21 protein-coding genes and 1 pseudogene are annotated in these 18,846 nt (G+C 33.2%); 5 read left to right on the forward strand and 17 right to left on the reverse strand.

Annotated elements, in window-relative coordinates:
- Window positions 1–116 precede the first annotated feature (116 nt).
- On the reverse strand, window positions 117–632 hold the full coding sequence (locus ILS93_RS01470; protein ID WP_064475442.1) for a DinB family protein: 516 nt from the start codon (window positions 630–632) through the stop codon (window positions 117–119).
- A 535-nt stretch (window positions 633–1,167) separates the two neighbouring features.
- On the opposite strand from ILS93_RS01470, the gene secY reads away from it, so the two are divergent.
- Entirely contained in the window at window positions 1,168–2,472 is a 1,305-nt protein-coding gene (gene secY, locus ILS93_RS01475; RefSeq protein ID WP_088046673.1) for a preprotein translocase subunit SecY, read from the forward strand.
- A gap of 17 nt (window positions 2,473–2,489) precedes the next feature.
- Here secY and ILS93_RS01480 read toward each other — a convergent pair.
- Window positions 2,490–3,360 (reverse strand): annotated as a pseudogene (locus ILS93_RS01480) (DnaA N-terminal domain-containing protein).
- Window positions 3,361–3,495: 135 nt separating this feature from the next.
- The gene (locus tag ILS93_RS01485; RefSeq protein ID WP_222659771.1) at window positions 3,496–4,413 is read right to left on the reverse strand and encodes a DMT family transporter; all 918 of its coding nucleotides are present in this window, start codon (window positions 4,411–4,413) and stop codon (window positions 3,496–3,498) included.
- Between the two features lie 146 nt (window positions 4,414–4,559).
- Here ILS93_RS01485 and pdxR point away from each other — a divergent pair, with 146 nt between their 5' ends.
- Window positions 4,560–5,993: a MocR-like pyridoxine biosynthesis transcription factor PdxR gene (gene pdxR, locus ILS93_RS01490; RefSeq protein WP_064475445.1), complete on the forward strand. Its 1,434-nt coding sequence runs from the start codon at window positions 4,560–4,562 to the stop codon at window positions 5,991–5,993.
- A gap of 126 nt (window positions 5,994–6,119) precedes the next feature.
- Here pdxR and ILS93_RS01495 read toward each other — a convergent pair whose 3' ends face one another.
- A complete protein-coding gene (locus tag ILS93_RS01495; protein ID WP_064475446.1) occupies window positions 6,120–7,046 on the reverse strand; it encodes an NADP-dependent oxidoreductase in 927 nt (308 codons plus the stop codon).
- A 186-nt stretch (window positions 7,047–7,232) separates the two neighbouring features.
- On the opposite strand from ILS93_RS01495, the gene mleBCA reads away from it, so the two are divergent.
- Window positions 7,233–8,087, forward strand: a complete 855-nt coding sequence (gene mleBCA / locus ILS93_RS01500) for a BCA family alpha/beta fold macrolide esterase (protein ID WP_064475447.1) — start codon at window positions 7,233–7,235, stop codon at window positions 8,085–8,087.
- A gap of 118 nt (window positions 8,088–8,205) precedes the next feature.
- Here the strand turns inward: mleBCA and ILS93_RS01505 are convergent, their stop codons facing one another.
- Both ILS93_RS01505 and ILS93_RS01510 read right to left on the reverse strand, forming a co-directional pair.
- Complete coding sequence (locus ILS93_RS01505) at window positions 8,206–8,541, reverse strand: hypothetical protein (RefSeq protein WP_064475448.1); 336 nt, start codon at window positions 8,539–8,541, stop codon at window positions 8,206–8,208.
- 11 nt (window positions 8,542–8,552) lie between these two features.
- On the reverse strand, window positions 8,553–9,722 hold the full coding sequence (locus tag ILS93_RS01510) for a ParM/StbA family protein (RefSeq protein ID WP_222659773.1): 1,170 nt from the start codon (window positions 9,720–9,722) through the stop codon (window positions 8,553–8,555).
- Between the two features lie 210 nt (window positions 9,723–9,932).
- Between ILS93_RS01510 and ILS93_RS01515 the strand changes: the two genes are divergently transcribed.
- On the forward strand, window positions 9,933–10,334 hold the full coding sequence (locus ILS93_RS01515; protein WP_222655614.1) for a hypothetical protein: 402 nt from the start codon (window positions 9,933–9,935) through the stop codon (window positions 10,332–10,334).
- Window positions 10,335–10,473: 139 nt separating this feature from the next.
- Here ILS93_RS01515 and ILS93_RS01520 read toward each other — a convergent pair whose 3' ends face one another.
- From ILS93_RS01520 to sleB, 9 genes are all read right to left on the reverse strand, one after another.
- The gene (locus ILS93_RS01520; protein ID WP_222659775.1) at window positions 10,474–11,058 is read right to left on the reverse strand and encodes an SMI1/KNR4 family protein; all 585 of its coding nucleotides are present in this window, start codon (window positions 11,056–11,058) and stop codon (window positions 10,474–10,476) included.
- A 96-nt stretch (window positions 11,059–11,154) separates the two neighbouring features.
- On the reverse strand, window positions 11,155–11,583 hold the full coding sequence (locus ILS93_RS01525) for a hypothetical protein (protein WP_064475451.1): 429 nt from the start codon (window positions 11,581–11,583) through the stop codon (window positions 11,155–11,157).
- A 150-nt stretch (window positions 11,584–11,733) separates the two neighbouring features.
- Window positions 11,734–12,270 carry a DUF1697 domain-containing protein gene (locus ILS93_RS01530; protein ID WP_064475452.1) on the reverse strand — a complete coding sequence of 179 codons (537 nt, stop codon included), beginning with the start codon at window positions 12,268–12,270 and terminating at the stop codon, window positions 11,734–11,736.
- A 67-nt stretch (window positions 12,271–12,337) separates the two neighbouring features.
- Window positions 12,338–12,796, reverse strand: a complete 459-nt coding sequence (locus tag ILS93_RS01535) for a GNAT family N-acetyltransferase (protein ID WP_064475453.1) — start codon at window positions 12,794–12,796, stop codon at window positions 12,338–12,340.
- Window positions 12,797–12,990: 194 nt separating this feature from the next.
- Entirely contained in the window at window positions 12,991–13,488 is a 498-nt protein-coding gene (locus tag ILS93_RS01540; protein WP_064475454.1) for a GNAT family N-acetyltransferase, read from the reverse strand.
- Window positions 13,489–13,514: 26 nt separating this feature from the next.
- Window positions 13,515–13,871: a hypothetical protein gene (locus ILS93_RS01545; protein WP_064475455.1), complete on the reverse strand. Its 357-nt coding sequence runs from the start codon at window positions 13,869–13,871 to the stop codon at window positions 13,515–13,517.
- 106 nt (window positions 13,872–13,977) lie between these two features.
- The gene (locus tag ILS93_RS01550; protein WP_064475456.1) at window positions 13,978–14,574 is read right to left on the reverse strand and encodes a YhcN/YlaJ family sporulation lipoprotein; all 597 of its coding nucleotides are present in this window, start codon (window positions 14,572–14,574) and stop codon (window positions 13,978–13,980) included.
- A 26-nt stretch (window positions 14,575–14,600) separates the two neighbouring features.
- On the reverse strand, window positions 14,601–15,941 hold the full coding sequence (gene ypeB, locus ILS93_RS01555) for a germination protein YpeB (RefSeq protein WP_064475457.1): 1,341 nt from the start codon (window positions 15,939–15,941) through the stop codon (window positions 14,601–14,603).
- Between the two features lie 15 nt (window positions 15,942–15,956).
- Window positions 15,957–16,718, reverse strand: a complete 762-nt coding sequence (gene sleB, locus ILS93_RS01560; RefSeq protein ID WP_064475458.1) for a spore cortex-lytic enzyme — start codon at window positions 16,716–16,718, stop codon at window positions 15,957–15,959.
- Between the two features lie 144 nt (window positions 16,719–16,862).
- On the opposite strand from sleB, the gene ILS93_RS01565 reads away from it, so the two are divergent.
- Window positions 16,863–17,195, forward strand: coding sequence for a DUF3889 domain-containing protein (locus tag ILS93_RS01565; RefSeq protein WP_064475459.1), 333 nt, complete (start codon window positions 16,863–16,865; stop codon window positions 17,193–17,195).
- Window positions 17,196–17,240: 45 nt separating this feature from the next.
- Here the strand turns inward: ILS93_RS01565 and ILS93_RS01570 are convergent, their stop codons facing one another.
- The gene (locus ILS93_RS01570; RefSeq protein ID WP_064475460.1) at window positions 17,241–17,864 is read right to left on the reverse strand and encodes a Pr6Pr family membrane protein; all 624 of its coding nucleotides are present in this window, start codon (window positions 17,862–17,864) and stop codon (window positions 17,241–17,243) included.
- 16 nt (window positions 17,865–17,880) lie between these two features.
- Window positions 17,881–18,798, reverse strand: a complete 918-nt coding sequence (locus tag ILS93_RS01575) for a serine hydrolase domain-containing protein (RefSeq protein WP_149173567.1) — start codon at window positions 18,796–18,798, stop codon at window positions 17,881–17,883.
- Window positions 18,799–18,846: the final 48 nt, after the last annotated feature.

Consider the following 18,846-nt stretch of genomic DNA (forward strand, 5'->3'; position numbering starts at 1 on the left):
CTGCTTATTGGTTGCTTTCAACTAAATTCATCATAATTTTAATCAAGACTTGTATTTTATCACTCAAACCCTTGATGCTATCCTAAATCGCTCAATAAATAAATAGATAATAATTTTTACTTTTCAACTTCACAAAGCAATTTTACCTCTTTGATTTGTTCTATATGACGCTGTTCATGCAAATAGATTAATTCTATCCACTGATCAAGAAATAATTCTCCAAGAGCTGGATGCATCACTGATTTTTTTACCAATTTAGATTCATCTTCTATTGTACTCAGAAAACGCATCAATTCTTTTCTAGAGTCGTTTAACAAATCAACCATTTGCAGCACTTCAAATGGTTCTATACTTGGTTCAATCATTTCTGGTGCTATAAATTTTATCGATCTATCTAATACAATAGTATGAATTTCTTTACGCTCATTTTGGAAACTATCCATCTTTTTTAATCCTGACGAAATAACCGTTATAACTCTCTCATCTAATAAAACTAAGTGATGACAAATTTGTGCTATACTCCATTTATCCTTATCTGATTTTCTATTAAATTGAGCATCACTTAACAAAGTAATTTCCTCAAATAATTGATTTCTCGTTTCATAAAACTTGTCCTTTACAAATGTATTCATGTGAATTCTCCTTTCATTAGAACCTATATACTTAGATTCCTGCGTTAGAAATATTCTCTATAGAAGAAAGATTTTCCTTCACTACTATTTCATTCAAATCTTTTCTTGCTTTAATAGTTTCTCTAATTCACGACTAAATATATGAGTTTTGTCAATATCCTCGAAGATTTCCTTGAGGTTATCATGTGCTACAGCTACACCATAATACTTTCCACGGAATCCTTTCAATACAACTACATAAAACGTTCCTAATTATCAATCTAGCATTACATAAATGTAAAAAATGCCCCTATTCATTCATTTTTCATGCGTATGTATGTACATTTGTTAATTTATTCGATATATTATGTGTATTGAATGATTACGAAAAGCTTATTGGTCGCTAAAAAACACCTTATATTTTTATATCCGAGAAAACTACAAAATGTATAAAATTCCATTTGTCAAATGAATTTAATGCGGAAGGAGGTTTGTGGTTACTTCATCGGGATATAATAATCAGTTTTGAACTGATAAAAATATAGGAGGCGACATAATGTTTCGTACGATTTCAAATTTCATGAGAGTAGCTGAGATAAGAAACAAAATTCTTTTTACACTAGCGATGCTAATTGTTTTTCGAATTGGCACGTTTATTCCAGTTCCTCATACTAACGCAGAGGTATTAAAAGTACAAGATCAAGCTAACGTTTTAGGTATGCTAAACGTATTTGGCGGAGGAGCATTGCAACACTTCTCAATCTTTGCTGTAGGTATTACACCATATATTACAGCTTCCATCATAGTACAATTACTACAAATGGACGTTATACCTAAATTTTCGGAATGGGCAAAGCAAGGAGAAATGGGCCGTAAGAAATCAGCTCAATTCACTCGATACTTTACAATCATTCTCGCATTCATACAAGCCATTGGGATGTCTTATGGTTTTAATAATATAGCAGGTGGACAATTAATTACAGATCAAAGCTGGACTACATACTTATTTATTGCGACAGTTTTAACTGCAGGTACTGCATTTTTACTTTGGTTAGGTGAACAAATTACCGCTAATGGCGTTGGTAATGGTATTTCGATGATTATCTTCGCAGGACTTGTTGCGGCAATTCCAAATGTTGCGAACCAAATTTATTTGCAACAATTTCAAAATGCAGGCGATCAATTATTCATGCACATCATAAAGATGATCTTAATTGGTCTCGTAATTTTAGCGATAGTTGTTGGCGTTATTTACATTCAACAAGCTGTACGTAAAATACCGATTCAATATGCAAAAGCTGTTTCAGGAAACAATCAATACCAAGGAGCAAAAAACACTCATTTACCTCTTAAAGTAAATAGTGCTGGTGTAATTCCAGTTATCTTTGCTTCCGCATTTTTAATGACGCCGCGTACAATCGCGCAGCTCTTCCCTGATTCAAGCGTATCGCAATGGTTAGTTGCAAATCTTGATTTCGCACATCCAATTGGAATGACGCTTTATGTCGGTCTGATCGTTGCTTTCACATACTTCTACGCATTTATTCAAGTAAACCCTGAACAAATGGCTGAGAATTTGAAAAAGCAAAATGGCTATGTGCCTGGTATTCGTCCTGGTAAATCAACAGAACAATATGTAACTAAAATTTTATACCGTTTAACATTTATCGGGGCAATTTTCTTAGGGGCGATTTCAATTTTACCGCTCTTATTCACGAAAATTGCTACATTACCACCTTCTGCACAAATCGGTGGTACAAGCTTACTTATCATCGTCGGTGTAGCGCTTGAAACAATGAAGACTTTAGAAAGTCAGCTTGTAAAACGTCATTATAAAGGGTTTATCAATAAAGCGAATTAAGTAAAAAACACAGTTGGTTATTTTTCCAACTGTGTTTTTAATTCTACTACCTCTAATTTTCCCACTAATGTATCTATTACATTTTCCAACTTCACTATTTTTCCTTCTAAAGCTTGAATACGTTTATCGCTATCTTCTATATCATTACTTTTTAAATTATCAGTAGTGACTTTGAGGTGCTTCTCTAATTTGGAAATAATATTATCAATAGTTGATTTTGATTTTTCACCATTATTGCTTGCAATTGTATTTGATTTTAATTCAAATTGAAGCTCATATGTATTTTCAGTTAACTCTTTTGCTATATGCAAAATTAAATCTTTATAAGACTTTTCAACCCACTCTTGTTGGAATTCGTTTTTAAAATAAATAGTCAATGAATTTTCATTTAAACTGGCTGTAGTTTCTTTGATCCATGTTTCATATGAAGGTCTTGAAATTGTTACTTGTACTTTATCTTTTATTTGATTCCAAATTATTTTTGATTCCTCTTGTCCGTAAGTGAGTTGCTTATTTTGCATATGATGAATTTGTGCTATTGAAGCGGCGTTTGATCCTATTTCGAACCAAATTTGATATTCTTCATTAGTAATTTTCTGTACGGTACTTGAAATTATATTTTTATACTCCCCTTCAAGTAAATCACGATGAAACGCATTTTCACAAAAAATTATTAATTTATTATCTTCTATAGTAGCATTTGTATTTCTAATCCATGTCATAAATGTGTTCTCTGCTAATTTTGGCCTTAACGCTTTCTTTACTTCATCCCAGCTATTACGTTTTTCTTTTTGAACATCTTTCCACTTAGATGGTTCGCCATTACTAGGATGGTTTTGAAATTTGCGGTCGAATTTTTTCCTTTACTTCAGTCCAGTTTATTTTCATAATAACTCCCCCTCTTTTTGTGGTTCTCTTTCATATAGCTTAATAATATTACGACTTTCCAATAAATAAAGTCAATCCGTATCATGAATAAAATTCAAGCATCCCTGTTATATACAGGGCTGCTTCTTTATACAACTACATTTCCTTCTCAAATAATTTCCCTTGTTTGAAATAGCTCCGGAGTGTGGATCGATTAGCTAAAAATACACCAACCAAAATAAAACAAGCACCTATTCCCATTGTAGGGTTTAAAGGTTCTCCTAATATGATATATCCTACAATAATAGCAATTAACGGTGATACATATAACCACGTTGACGGGAATACAGGATTCGTTTTTGATAAGAGCCAGTAATATAATCCGTGCCCACCAATTGATCCGATAAAGATGAGATATAAAATAGGCCACTGTACACTCCATGAAGCTAATACAGTTACATTCGGTTGTTCTACTATGACGGATACGATTAGTAATAAAACTCCTCCGTAAAACATTTGAATACCATTAATGAGAAATGGTGATACACTTTGTAAATCCGAAAGTATTTCTTTTGAGCGGATAGAGCCTATTCCGTAAAATAACTCTCCTATTATTAAAACAAAACAAGCGATACTCCATATGAAACTTACTTCTTGTTGCATTCCTGGTAAAGAAACAAAAACAACACCTATTAGTGCAATAATTAATGCTACGAGTTGCTCTTTTTGTAATTTTGCCTTATTTCTCTTTGCCTGTAATAATAAAATCATCATCGGCCCCGTAGCAGAAAGTACAGCAGCTAACCCTGAAGAAATATATTGTTCCGCCCAGTACAAAGTTGCGAATGTCATAAACGTTAAGCAAAAACCAGCATATATAATACGTTTTGAAAATACATGTGGCATAATTTTTTTTCGCTTTAACTTAAATATAATCATCAGAATTACGCCTGCTAACAAGAAACGAATTCCTGCTGAAAATAATGGGGGCGCTCCTGCTTCAATTCCGATTTTTATCGTTAAAAATGTTGTTCCGAAAATAATACATACTAAAATATAATTGAAAATGACCATTTTTCTTCCTCCTTTTTACTCTTAACATGAGTATAGAAGGTATGGTGTATAACAGTGTATCTATGTATATAACAGTTACTTAAAATTGTAGTTGATTCCCTTTATATTTTTCGCTTTAATAAAATAAAAACGAAAAAGGTGAAACCATGAAAATTGTCCTTCGTAAAGAATCCAACATACCGTATTACCAGCAAATATATATGCAAATCGTTGAAAGAGTACAAAGTGGCATGCTTTCACATGGTGACTCACTTCCATCTTTACGCTCTATGGCCGAAGATTTGCAGATTAGCCTATTAACTGTTCGTAAGGCATATAAGCAATTAGAAAAGAAAGAATATATACGCATTGAGCAAGGAAAAGGTGCTTATATACATAAACATGTAAAGAAAGATTTCAAACCAATTCCGTACAAATGGCAACAAACGAAAACGATTAATGTTATGCGATCTCAATATGCAATGAATCAGCACCGAAAATATTACGATTTTTCACAAGCGATTTTGTATCCACGTTTATTGCCAAATCCATTCTTAGCAGACGAAATGCATAAAATACTCAATAAAGACCAGATGATCCTAGCAACTTATGGGCCAGTACAGGGTGATTATGAACTGCGAGTTGAAATAGCAAATTACTTAAGTGAACACCAGAATTTAGTGACCGATCCATCTCAATTATTAATTACAAGCGGCGCACAACAAGGAATTGATTTAATTGCTCAAACATTATTAAAGCCTGGTGATATTGTATTAGTGGAAAGTCCTTGTTATAGTGCTGCGCTTGATATTTTCATCAATAAAGGTGCTCAAATTATACCTATTTCTCTTGATAATCATGGAGTTCGCTCCGACTTAATCGATGATATTTGTCAAAGTAAAAATCCTGTTTTATTGTATACGAATCCAACTTTCCAGAATCCAACAGGTACAGTAATGAGTAAAGAACGGAGAATGGAACTTATAGAACTAGCAGAGTTATATGAGTTTTTTATAATTGAAGATGATTCTTTCGGAGAAATATATTTTGAGGGTGCGACTGTTCCCCCTCCTATCAAAAATTTTGATATAAACGGCCACGTAATATATATAAAAGGATTTAGTAAAACGTTAGCACCAGGATTGCGTATCGCATCTCTTATTGCCGATGGGCCTATTTTTGAATGGTTATATGCTGTAAAAGGTTCAATGGATATCGGTAGTCCTTTATTAACGCAAAAAGCACTCCTTCCTTTTTTACGTGCAGAACGTATGAAAAACCATTTAGAAAAATTACGTACCGCTTTACAAATTAGACGTGATATAACGATTGACTTGTTATCACCACTTAAAGAATTACGATTTGAAATACCAAATGGTGGCTTTAATTTATGGATTACACTTCCGGATTCGATAGATCCCTTTACCTTATTACAAAAAGCAAATGAAGTAGATGTCTCTTTTTTACCAGGAACAGCTTGTCTATTAAATACCGATATAAATAATAACAAATTACGGATTAGCTATTCAATGTTAAATGAAAAAGATATGTTGATTGGTTTAGAGAAATTACATGATACAATACGAAACTGTATATTATAGAGATAACATTACATGTCCAATAATAAATACTATCCCAAAATGAAAATGTGAATTTTGGGATAGTATTTATTTCTAAGTTTTTTTCTGGTTCAAATTCACTTTCTCTACAAGCCACTATCTTCATTATCATCCGACTTTCATTACAATCTTACCTCTAACATGTTGACCTTCACTCAAAATATGAGCTTCTCTAGCCCCCTCTTCATTAAATGGCACAACTTTACTTATAATTGGTTTTATTTTTCCGTGTACAATTAAACCTGATAATTGTTCTAGTTGTTTTCCGTTTGGTTTTAGCCATAGAAATCCTGATTTTATCCCTTTTACTTTTTGAATTGGCTCATGAACAATCGAAACTAAAACACCACCAGATTTTATAATTTGAAAGCTTTTTTCTTGTACTTCGCCACCTATTGTATCTAATACAATATCGAAATCTGATAGTAATTCTTCAAATTTATCTTTTTTATAATCAATAACGAGATCTGCTCCTAAAGACTTTAAAAACTCTTCATTCTTACTACTTGCAGTTGTCGCAACAAAAGCTCCAAATGATTTTGCGATTTGGATTGCCAAACTTCCAACTCCACCAGCTCCAGCATGAATGAGTACTCGGTCATGTTCTTTTATTTTTGCGTAATCTACAAGACTTTGCCACGCTGTAAGTCCTGCCAGAGGAATAGAAGCTGCCTCTTCATAACTTAGATTAGTAGGCATATAGGATACTAAATCCGATTTTACTGTAATGAATTCAGCATAAGAGCCCTTCCCTATATTTTCAGGTTTCGTAAATACTTTATCTCCTACTTTGAAGCACTCTACCTCTTCCCCAACTTCTTCAATAACACCAGCTACATCTAACCCTAAAATAATTGGAAATGAAAATCGTAACTGTTCTTGTAAGTCTCCTTTTCTTATTTTCCAATCAACAGGATTAATAGATGTTGCGAGAATGCGTATTAATACCTCGTTATCTTTAACAACCGGTTTTAAAACTTGTCTTTCTTTTAATTCTTCAACATTACCATATTGATCTATAACAATTGCTTTCATTTCCATTCCTCCTTGCTATTTATTTTAATAACATACAAATATTTCTCAAAATTTTTTGCCTTGAATGGCTATATACTTATTTTTAGGGGTTATTGCACTATTAATTCCAAAACGAAACTTACATACACCTTAGAATCACTCAACATTGTATTTTTAATGAAATTCAAAAGAAATGGGGAGAACTCTATGACTGAAAAGATATTTAAAATAAACGGGATTGATATATGTACAGAAAGCTTTGGGAACCCTAAAAACCCAGCTATTTTATTAATTATGGGTGCTACGTGTTCAATGGTGTATTGGGATGAAGAGTTTTGTGAACAGTTGGCTAACACAGGGAAATTTGTTATTCGTTTTGATAACCGGGATGTGGGACGCTCTGTTACATATGAACCTGGAACTTCCAATTATACAGTTACAAATATGGCTGAAGATGCAATTGGGGTACTAGATGCTTATCAAATTGATAAAGCACATCTATTTGGTATGTCTTTAGGTGGTATGATAGCTCAAATTGCTGCTGTAAAATATCCTGAAAGAATATCGTCGTTAACATTACTAGCTACAAGTGTAATAGGCTCTGACGATAACACGCGCGATTTACCCCCGATGGATGAAAGGATTTTAACACATCACGCAAATGGCACGCATTTAGATTGGACAAATGATAAAGTTGTAGCAGAATATTTAGTTTCCGGATCTCGCCTATTATGTGGATCCAAACGAACATTTGATAAAAAAAGAGTCTATACTCAAGTAAAACAAGAAATAGAACGCGCAAACAATCTATTAAGTATGTTTAATCACGCTTTACTTCAAGGTGATGATGCTTATGAAGGTGTGCTTCACTCCATACAAGCACCTACATTAGTTATTCACGGAACAGACGATACAGCGCTCCCTTTTGAACATGGTCTCGCACTTATTGATGAAATTCCTAACTCAGTCCTACTAACCCTTGATGGCGCAGGACATGAAAATCATCCTGATGACTGGGCAGACATCATTCATGCAGTTACTGAACATACATCTAAAATATAGATAAATAACGAATAGAAGGGGCACACCACAATTTGTGCCCCTTCTATTCGTTACATGTAAAAAAGCCCATCACTGTATCAGTATGTATAGTGATGGGCAATACTTATTTTTTCTATGTTTAAAAAAACGGACAATCTAATTGATCAACAGATTCCCATGATTTTTTTTTTATATTATCGGTGGATTTATTAGCTTCTAGTGGCACGTTTTTAAAGGGATTTACTTCGACCTTTAATAAAGATGATGGCTCCACGTATAATGAGAAAACATGGCTACTAGGTATAGCTTTTGACACATCAATATCTCCTACTTGTTTAAAGAGTTGCTGCGCTGCAAAGAAAAAGAAATTGGTTGGGTTTGATTGTTTATTCAGCCATGCAATCATTTCAGGTGATACTGATTTATGAATATTGATTTTTACTCGATCACCATGTTTATATCGCCTAGATCGCATACTTCCACCAACTAACTTATCGTTAAGTTTGTAAATCCTAACTCTTTTTGCTTATGCTCTCTATATTTTGGCGAACAAGTGTAGACTAATAATCCACGTGCATTTGTAAATAACGGATTATCTACAAAGATTACATTTGTTAGTCGTCCTTTTTGTTTTAAAATCATTTTTAAACTGTTTTTAATAATTACTGCGCCCCCACCATAAATAAATACGTATGGATCGTCTTTCATATCATCAATTTTGTTTATGATATCCGTTGCGACACGCGCTGCTAAACCTAATAATGCTGGCTGTGATTCTTCAACTAGTAACGCATTTCTTGGGTGCTTTTCATTTAAATAAATTTGGTTAAATTCTGTAATACTATCAATCGTCTTTGTTGGATACTTCCGGTTCCATCTTGTAATAATTTGTAGTAACGTTTCTTTCACACCGTATGATAAGCCCTTACTTAGTTGTGGTCTAAAGTTCACACCTAGTGAAACTACTTCTTCTGTCGTCCCTGCACCAATATCAAAAGACAATAAAGTTTTATCAACAAAATCAATTTCTGAAACTTGATTTTGTTCACATTCTATTTTATGTTTCACAACATTTCCTTCTTCATCATATACAATGCCCCACGTCCCAGAAGCGCCCTCAGGTAGGCATTTACAATATTCGATTGAAATATTAATTGTCACATCACGTCCGTTTGGATAATGGAACACAACTTTATGATTGCCCATATAACGTTTCGCATTTTCCGCAGCTATTTCTTGTGTAATAAGTTGCATAGGAAGAGCCACAGATAAATCATAACGAATATTAATATGACTAGAAGTTGGGCTTTGACGCATAGCACTTACCGCTAAACCAGATAGAATTGTAATAACCATTAACTCATCAGTTGACTTATTTGATTTCTTCTCAACCTCAGTACCTTTTAATTGATCTTGAATGACTTTTTCCCCAACGATATACCGCACGTTATTTAACATTAGCGATGGAGAACTAATGGTCACATCAATGTGATTTTCTAATTCAGATAATGAAATATCACTCTCATCTAACAATCCTGTAGGCTCTCCTATATATAAAGAATATATACTCGGAATAAAAATAGGGTCTTGCCCTTTCACCATTAACTTCAAACCGTTATTTCCTGCATCAGCACCAGCTTTTAATAGAATAGACATAACTACCCCCTAAATTAATCTGACATCCCTTCCAAATATATGCGAGCCCATTCTTTTACATTCAAATGTAATGTAATTTTTTATAAATCGTAAAAACAAAATACCATATTATTGCACCATTTATGTAAAAAGTATTTGACATTAAACTTTTCCAATTTTATACTATGGATGTAAAGAGTTTTTTACATCACTGGAGGTGTCATTTCTAAATTGAATCATAAAAAATTTATTTTCATAATTATCGTTTTATCATTAATTGGAGTCCTCATACATGGCGTATATAAATATGTAACGGAAGGTTCGATTTTTGGAGGGACAATATTCGCTTTTTCGTTAATACTTGGTAATTTAATTAATCAAATTACTTGGGGAGATCCAAACGGAGTATCGGAAGAAAGCAAAGATGAAATGGGACAACAAATTAAATATAAAAGCTTTAAAATTGCTTATTTTGCACTTATATGCCTTATGTTTTTTATTGTAATATTATCAGAAGGATTTTCATTCCTATTACTCGATGAAATAAAGAATCTTCCTCTTTTTATCGCACTTTGTTCTTCGTTCTTTATTTATCCTATCGTCGAACTTATAGTCGCAAAACAATATAAATAAAAAGATGAGATTTTGTAAAGTGATAATAATGTTATTTAATTTTGATTAAAAAATATAAGAGCCTCGCTACAAATCATATTGTAGTAAGGCTCTTTAAAGTTGTTTAATTTCTAACCTTTTAAATGAGTTTGTAGACAAATTATTGGGATTCTTCTTCTAGAAAATTAAAATCACCATTAATAAGATTCTGTAAATACTCATCAAAGCTGTTTGCAATCACTTCATATTCATCAGGGTCGTGCAAAAAACGAATGATTTGACCACATACACCTTCATCAGAAGGGTTAAAATCAATATAGAGTCTTGATGTTCCACCATTGTTCATACAGTCTGAAAAATGAATATAAGTGCCAGGGAGAAGTCCTTTTGGATTTATCTTAGAATCAACAGCATCCTCGTCATCTTGGTATTCTAAAAGATAGAATACGTCTTCTTCTTCTTTTGAACTTTCGAGCATCTGCTGTGTAGAAAGCAAATAATATGGATACTCTTCAACATCTGAGCCTAAAATACATACCGCAACTTTGTTTTCTCCATATTTCCGCCAATATGTACCATCAATATTTTCAAGAAAAGAGATTAGTGATTCTGGACAATTTGGATATTCTAGCCTTAATGTATCAATATCCTCTTTTGTAGCACCGCACGCTTTATTTAGTGTTTCGAGATCATCTGTTGATAATGCTGCTCTCAAGCCGTTTAAAAATTTGTTTACCAAATCCATTACTTCGTCCTCCCAATAATAAAATATAAAAATTTTTTATTAATCTATATACCTAACATAAATAAGATTTGACTTTTAACTGTTTTCACATCTAATTTAATTTGTACCATTACACTCTATTCCTTCTCGATTAAAGTATTGTTCTAGTAATTCTTTACCTGTTTTGATTGTAGTATAGTACTCTCCACCATACAGTTTCCCTTCTGATGGATTGTGAAAATCTTCGTATTTCTTGAAGTCTTCATTTTCTTCAAATGATTTCTTTGCAAGTTCCATGTCTGTTGTTTCAATCGCACCAAAAACTCTACCAATATCAAAAACCCCTTCTTCATCAAAACTCTCTTCTAAAAAATAGTGTTTATCCTCTTCTATAGACGTTATCTTACCTTTTGTAACTGAGTATAGGTGCTTCGTTTCTTCTACTTGTACCATGATAAAAATCCAACCAACTCTTATAACTGTACATGGTGCTACCCCCTCTAATGTAAATGCAACTACCTTTTGGTCTTTCACAAATTTCCCCATCTTACATACCTCTTAATTCGTTTTATTTTATACTATAACCATTGTCTCTTAAACATTTATCTACCCTAAGTAATACGTCTCTAAGAGTTTTCTTTTCTGTAGATGTTAATCTATTGTCAATCGTATTCCAATATACTTTACCGTATTTCTTTACATCCCCTCAACTATCGCTTTTAATTTATTCACAGTCCGCCAATTTCTTACTGTAGCTGGTGTCTGTAACTTTTGAAACTGGTTCATTAATTTAGAATTTCGAATGCTATTTTTGAAAAATAAATACACAAATTTTTCATGAATATAGCAATCTTCAGTCTCATTTTTTTGCATAAGCAGCTGATCTTTTTCTTTTTCAGAAAGTTCATTTGCTAAGAAAGCAACATGTATACTCTCACCTTCTAGCAATGAATCAGCTTTATAGGGGCATCTTTTTATCATATTTATAAATTCATCATGTGTACTTAACATGACAGAAACATCAAAATCAAAAACGTTTTTAATTTCAAATTGTATTCGTTCCTTTAGAAATATTATATCTTCCTCAGATTGGAACACAATATTACCGCTTTGAATATATGTTTTTACTTGTTTTAACCCTATGGATTCAAACATTTCTTTTAAATCTGCCATTTTCATTACCTTATGCCCGCCTACATTGATTCCTCTTAGTAATGCAATATAAATTGTCATATCATTTCTCCTCGTTTAAATGTGTTTCAAAGTTGATGTAAAGATATTTAAATAAAAAGTGCTTTTGTTATAGAGCCGTTGACTTTTTAAACAAAGGTATGTACCCTCCACTAGGCCCATAAGCAACTCCAATTTTTTCCCATCCATATTTTTCATAATAGTCTTTAAGATCTGAAGTAAGATAAAGAAATTGGTACCCTCTCTTTGCAGCTTCTAGCAATCCATGATTCAACAATTTTGCTCCTACAGAATTACCCCTAAATTTTTCGTTTACAAACAAACATGCTAGCCAAGGGCTCAAATCTTGACGACTATTTAAATCATTGCGAATTAATGCATACGTTCCGATGATCTCATCATCTACTTTTGCAATGTAAAAACTCGGTATGCCATTTGGATCAGTTAAAGCATTAATCATACAATCTTCATAGAATGCGCGCCCACCTTCCTCACCCCATTCTTTCCAAAAAACATCTATGGCCTTATTAAATAAGTCATCCTTCTTTAGCAATTGAATGATTTCCATAAAGCTACGCCTCCCAAAAGTATGAATTAATGATTGTATAACTATAAAGAATAAATGTACTTCAAGTATCTATATTTTTTATGTAACTATCTATAATTTTTTTACTCTTAAATTTAGCCTATTAATATGTATTCTTTGATTGTCTACATAAAAAAACTTACTACTTTGTTATGCAAGAGTAAGTTTTTTTCTCGTTATTTCATGATAGGTAAATGCATAATAATTTGTTGACCAATTGGTCCCATTTTTCTAAAGCCTTTATTTTGGAAGCCGACTTTTTCATATAAATTTTGTGCCGGAATATTTTTTTCATTCACTGCAAGTACAACTTCATTTTTTATCGGAAAATAACGTTTTACAAACTCTTGTAATAAAGCCAATGACTTTTTAGCATATCCTTTTTTTTGTCTATCTTGATTTATAGAAAACGAAGTTAAAAGTAAAGCGTTTTCATTATTTGTGAATTCCTGTACTCTATCTCCAGTTTGCAATGCGAAAAGACCAACAGGTACCCCATTGTAATCTAAAATAACAATGACATTTTTTGTTCGATCACTTTTTGCTTTCTCCAGTAATTCACCTGGGTCTGATGTGAATTGAACTTGTTCACTTGGTAAAGTAAATGTTTGTATAATTTCTTTATATTTCTCTTTATACGGAACTAATTGAATTTCCCCTGTATGTATGTTCATGCGAAACTCTCCCATTTTTCAACATATTAACTTAAACCTTGCTGCGCTTTTGAATGCACTTTTCCATCTAAAAAGGTAATTTCAACTAATGAAGTTGGATCGCTTCCCTTCCAAGAAAAAATTTGTTTAATTTGTGTAGAATCTTCTACACCTTCTTCTATAAGTAAATTACCATCAAAACCAATTACATCTTTCACTTCTGTATAAGTCATTCCTTCATTTATGTTCGAGAAATGATTTAAATTGATAGAATCTTTCTTCTCACTTTCCAACACAGTAGAAGAAGTCGCTGTTTGTTTTTTCATTTCCTTCTTCTGTTCACACGCTGTCATACTGAAACCTAAGCATAAACTACATACTATTAATGCGCTTTTTTTCATCATAACAGTTGTCCCTCCCATCATAATTAAACCATATATTCCCTTAAAAATAAACTGAATATTAAATATTATATTGAAAATCCCCGTACATTTTAGTACGGGGTTCGTTTTATTTATTCAAATGATTATTTGATTGGTCATTCTGTTCTTTTCTTAGTTCTTGTTCTTCATCGTTTGGTAATTGTTTATCATTATCTTTAATTGGATTCGTTTCTCGATTTTCAATCATGTCATTTGGAACTTGTGGCATTACTCGGCCAACAATTGCTGCTAACTCATCAAGTATACCTTCACCTGTTTTTCCTTTTTTAATTTGCTTTCCAATTTGTTTGAGTCGTTCATACGTATCAACATCCGCTACAACGACTGCATTTGCACCATCCGGATCGTTTTTTAAACTTTCTGCTACAGAGTATTTAATGGACTCCACGCGAGTTCGATCGAGTTTCGCTTTTACATCAATACCTACAATAGCATATTTGCCGACTACTACGGCTGTTGCATCATTCACACCTGGCACACTTGCGGCTAAAGATGCTAAATGGTCCGCCGCTTTTTCATTTGGCTTATTTGATTTGTTCGTATAATTAACATTTTTCGTCGAAACATTTTTTTGCTCTGGTTTTTCGTTTGGATTGTCCTTTTTTCCAATACTGCATCCAGTTATAAACAAGCAAAGCATTAACATATATATTAGGATTTTCATTATTCTCACCACTTTACTATTAAAGTTTAATCATAAATTTTTTCAACAGCTTGCATTTTCTTCACTTTTTCCTCTGCTCCACTATTTGCATTAATGAAAATTTGGTACGTATCTTTCCCTAAAGTACCTACAAATTCATAGCAAAGTACTTCATTATGCAAATCATTTACTACGACAGCTTTGCGCTCTTCCATAACTTTAACATCTGGATTGATTTTCTTTCTTGCTTCTGCTGCAGTTAGCTTTGCTGATGGAACTGTTCGTTTTTGGTGTGATGCTAAATATTCTTTTGCGGAAAATCCAACGATGGAACCGTCATCTAAAGCGATTTTCATTTGGATTGCCTCTGGGTAAATTCGTACGCCGTTCTCATTTACTACATACGTAAATATTCCAACGTTATCATATTGTGAGCTATCATAAAGCTCCATATTATTAAACTTATGGTCCTTTAAGAATGTCAAACCTTTATTTCCTGCATCGTTTAAACTAATTTTCTGTTCCTTGATTTCTCGATTATTCATAACCCAAATTGGATATCCGCCTTTTCCGGTAATATCCATATAAAACTCATTATTCGTTGCGGAATCTTTAATTTTCACACTATAGAAAGATTCTTTTGCACCTTTTCCGCTTTTCTCAACATCTACTTTTTCATTTCCTTTTAAATTTAAAAATGATTTTGCAATTTTTGCCGCTTCATCTTTAGAAATTGCTTTTCCTTCTGCTTCAAATCCGCCTTTTTTATTTTTTTGCGCACTTGTAAAGGTCGGTCCGAAGTTTGTAGACGAATACGATGTTACGTTTTTCTCCACTGTTTTTAATCCGTCAATAATTGTATTGTCTGCAGGATCACGATTTGATGCAAGTGCCATCTCAACATCCATCCAGCGTAAATTATTTTTCAAAACAAGATGTTGTACTTTTCGTAGTTCATCTTGAATGTTACCTGCGTTTGAATATAACGTTTGCAATGTTTTATATTCTTGATCATTTAGCGGCTCTTTTTCTAAATCACGAATGGCCGCACGGTAACTAAAATCACCGATATTTGCTAAGAATTCTTCCGTTTTATTAAATGGCATCAACGTTAATGGTAATTGCCCTACATCCGATCGCGCTTCTGATGTTAATCGCCATACATCTGCTAATGCTGGTGATAAAGATGCACGTGAATTCATCGCCAGCGTTGTTCCAATTTTATCGTGCAATAAATCAACTTCGTATGCTAAATCATGAAACGCACGTTGATAACTATTTTCCGCTCGAATTAATACAGCATTCTTCTCTTGGTGCTCTTTATAGCCCCAGTATCCAGTTCCAACTACACCGACTGTTAATAATACGATTATAATACCTCGTAACATAGTTCCACCTCCGCTCTATTTACAGAAAATATGTTTCCCAATCTTTTTAATTTGTGGACGAGTCCAAATCCATTTACTCGTTGCAGTATCTGGATTGAAATAATACAATGCATTTCCTGTTGGATCCCATCCATTAATTGCATCTAATACAGCTTTTTTCGCTGTTTCATTTGGCGTTAAATATATTTGTCCGTCTGCTACCGCTGTAAATGCTCTTGGCTCAAAGATGACACCCGAAACGGTATTTGGGAACGATGCACTTGTAACCCGATTTAAAATAACTGCAGCTACTGCAACTTGCCCTAAGTACGGTTCACCACGAGATTCTCCATATACTGCGTTTGCCATAAGCTGAATGTCATTTTGAGAATAACCGTTTGGAACATTTGTCCCTTTATTTTGAGATGGTTTATTTCCTTGTGCAGTACCACCACTATTTCCTTTATTAGCAGTTGACTTGTCATACTTCGTTGCCTTTACGAGCATTTGCTTCGTTTTAGCTCCCGCTAAACCATCAACAGGTAGTCCGAATTTCTCTTGAAAATTTCGAAGTGCCCAGTATGTACCCCATCCGAAAACACCATCCACTTTTCCCGTATAAAATCCGTTATATTTCAAACGAGATTGTAGTTCAATGACATCTTCACCAGATGCTCCTCTTTGAATGACTTGATTAGAAAAAGCTTCTACATTCTTTAGTTGTATACTACTGACCATCAAAGATAGTCCTATGAACACAAGTAAAACTGCTATTTTAAAAATAGCTTTTTGACGCATAATTTTCCCTCCTTAATTACGGAAATGATTTCTTGGTTATGTTTTGTAAAAGCCTCGCTTTTATGTAAAGAAGACAAAAAAATCCAAACTCATATCGTTGAAAAAATATGTAAACAATATGAAAAAAGATAAAAGGAGTTCATCATGAAGAAATTGTTAAAGCGTATCGTACTCGTCATTCTGTTCATAACAACATGTTCAAATGTATATACTGGCCCATCAATTGTTCATGCGCAGCCACCGTATGCCAAATGGGGGAAACTTGCTGTAGAAAAGACGAAAGAACAATACCCAAAAGCGGAAATTATTGATTACCTTCATATAGGTAGAAAACCGAAAACCGTTCAAATAACAGTTGAAAAATTTAAATTGTGGCTACGTGAAAATGGAAAAGAATATGGTGTTTTTGTTGATGTAGAATTTGAAACGAAGACAGATAAATTTATAAAAATGTCGTTTCAGAAGACGAGTAGATAAAATGAAAACCCCACTGTTAAAATGTTAACAGTGGGGTTTTCATTTCTAAAATTCTTTCCTAAAATCTCGGTTCCCTAAAAATCTTACCAATATACAAATAGCACCAATTACAACTGCTATCCCTATACTGTATATAAGTACTCTACCATATCCACCTATTCTCGGATCTAAAAACGGATATGGATACCAATTTACGATTGGACCACGAATTAAGCTGTACACAACGTAAAAAAACGGGAATAAGAGCCAACTTGCAGCTTGTTTCCAAGTGATTTTCTTACTAGGTGGATTTAAAATCCAATCTAAAAGCATGGCAATTGGCATGATATAATGTAGCACCGTATTCACCCATGGTATTGCGGTTTGAAGTGATTCTTCTAATCCTCTTAATAGCAAAAAATAAATGAGTCCTGTCGTAAGTATATATACAGTTGCGGCACCACGAAGTATACTAAACTGCTCTGATCGACCGAATGTAGCTGTTCCAATGCTACTTAAAAGGAGAATACATGCAACTAAGATGTTACTTTCAATCGTAAAGAAACTAAAAAAGTTAACTGGATTGAACGGTTTCACTTGTGCCCTTATTATAAATTGCGTAATAATGGCGCTACATGCTAGAAGACTTAAACATAGTCTAAATAAAGCTAATGTTTTTACACCTCTCATACATTCTCTCCTCTTCTTATATCAACTTATCATTCTCTTGTACATGCTCAATAAATAATTTCAATGGAACGAGTCCGCGTTTTGGCATATGGCTACTAATAACTGCTACCAGTTCTAACTGTGGAATGATAACGATGTATTGTCCGCCGTATCCCATAGCAAAATACATACAATACGGTATGTGAAATCTTTCGTTATTCAATACCCACCAGTGATATCCATATGCCCCGACATGTTCATACGTTTCAAATAGAGGTGTACTTGATTCTTCTAACCATTTCGAGGATACAATTTCATTACCCTGCCAATATCCATTCTGCAAACATAATATTCCGATTTTTAATAAATCTTTAGATTTCATTTTCATACCAAATCCACCAACATATATGCTTTGAGGATCTTGCCGCCACTCATATTCGGTAATTTCTAACGGATCAAATAAATATCTTTTTGCAAATTGTTCTGTCGACATTCCAGTAGCTTCTTGAATAATATAACTAAGCAAATGCGAAGACCCTGAGTTATAATTCATTTTTGTAACGGGTTCTTCAATTATTGGTTTTTCTAATATGTATTGCACCCAGTTTTCTGATTCTACAAAATCATTTGGGAACACTACTCCATTTCCGAACTCTTTCCAATCTTCACCTGTAGTCATTGTTAATAGATGATAAATTGTTAATTCGTTTTTTTCTTCTGGTATATTTGGAATCCATTTTGTAATCGGTGTATGTATATCATTTATATAGCCTTTATCGATTGCAATACCAATTAATATAGATACAATGCTTTTTGTAATCGAATTTATTTTAAATAGATTATTTTCACACTCTAACGTTTTATAATACTCACTTGTTAACTCACCTTTTTGATAAACGAGAAATGTATTTACTTTTTTCTTTTCAAATTTATTTTCTAGTGGCTTGAAATCCAAAACTTTACCTCCAATTAATTCATTACCTAATTTATTATATCTTGTAAC

Origin of the sequence: Bacillus sp. 16GRE42, assembly GCF_019837435.1 — a bacterium.
Taxonomy (GTDB): Bacteria; Bacillota; Bacilli; order Bacillales; family Bacillaceae_G; genus Bacillus_A; species Bacillus_A wiedmannii.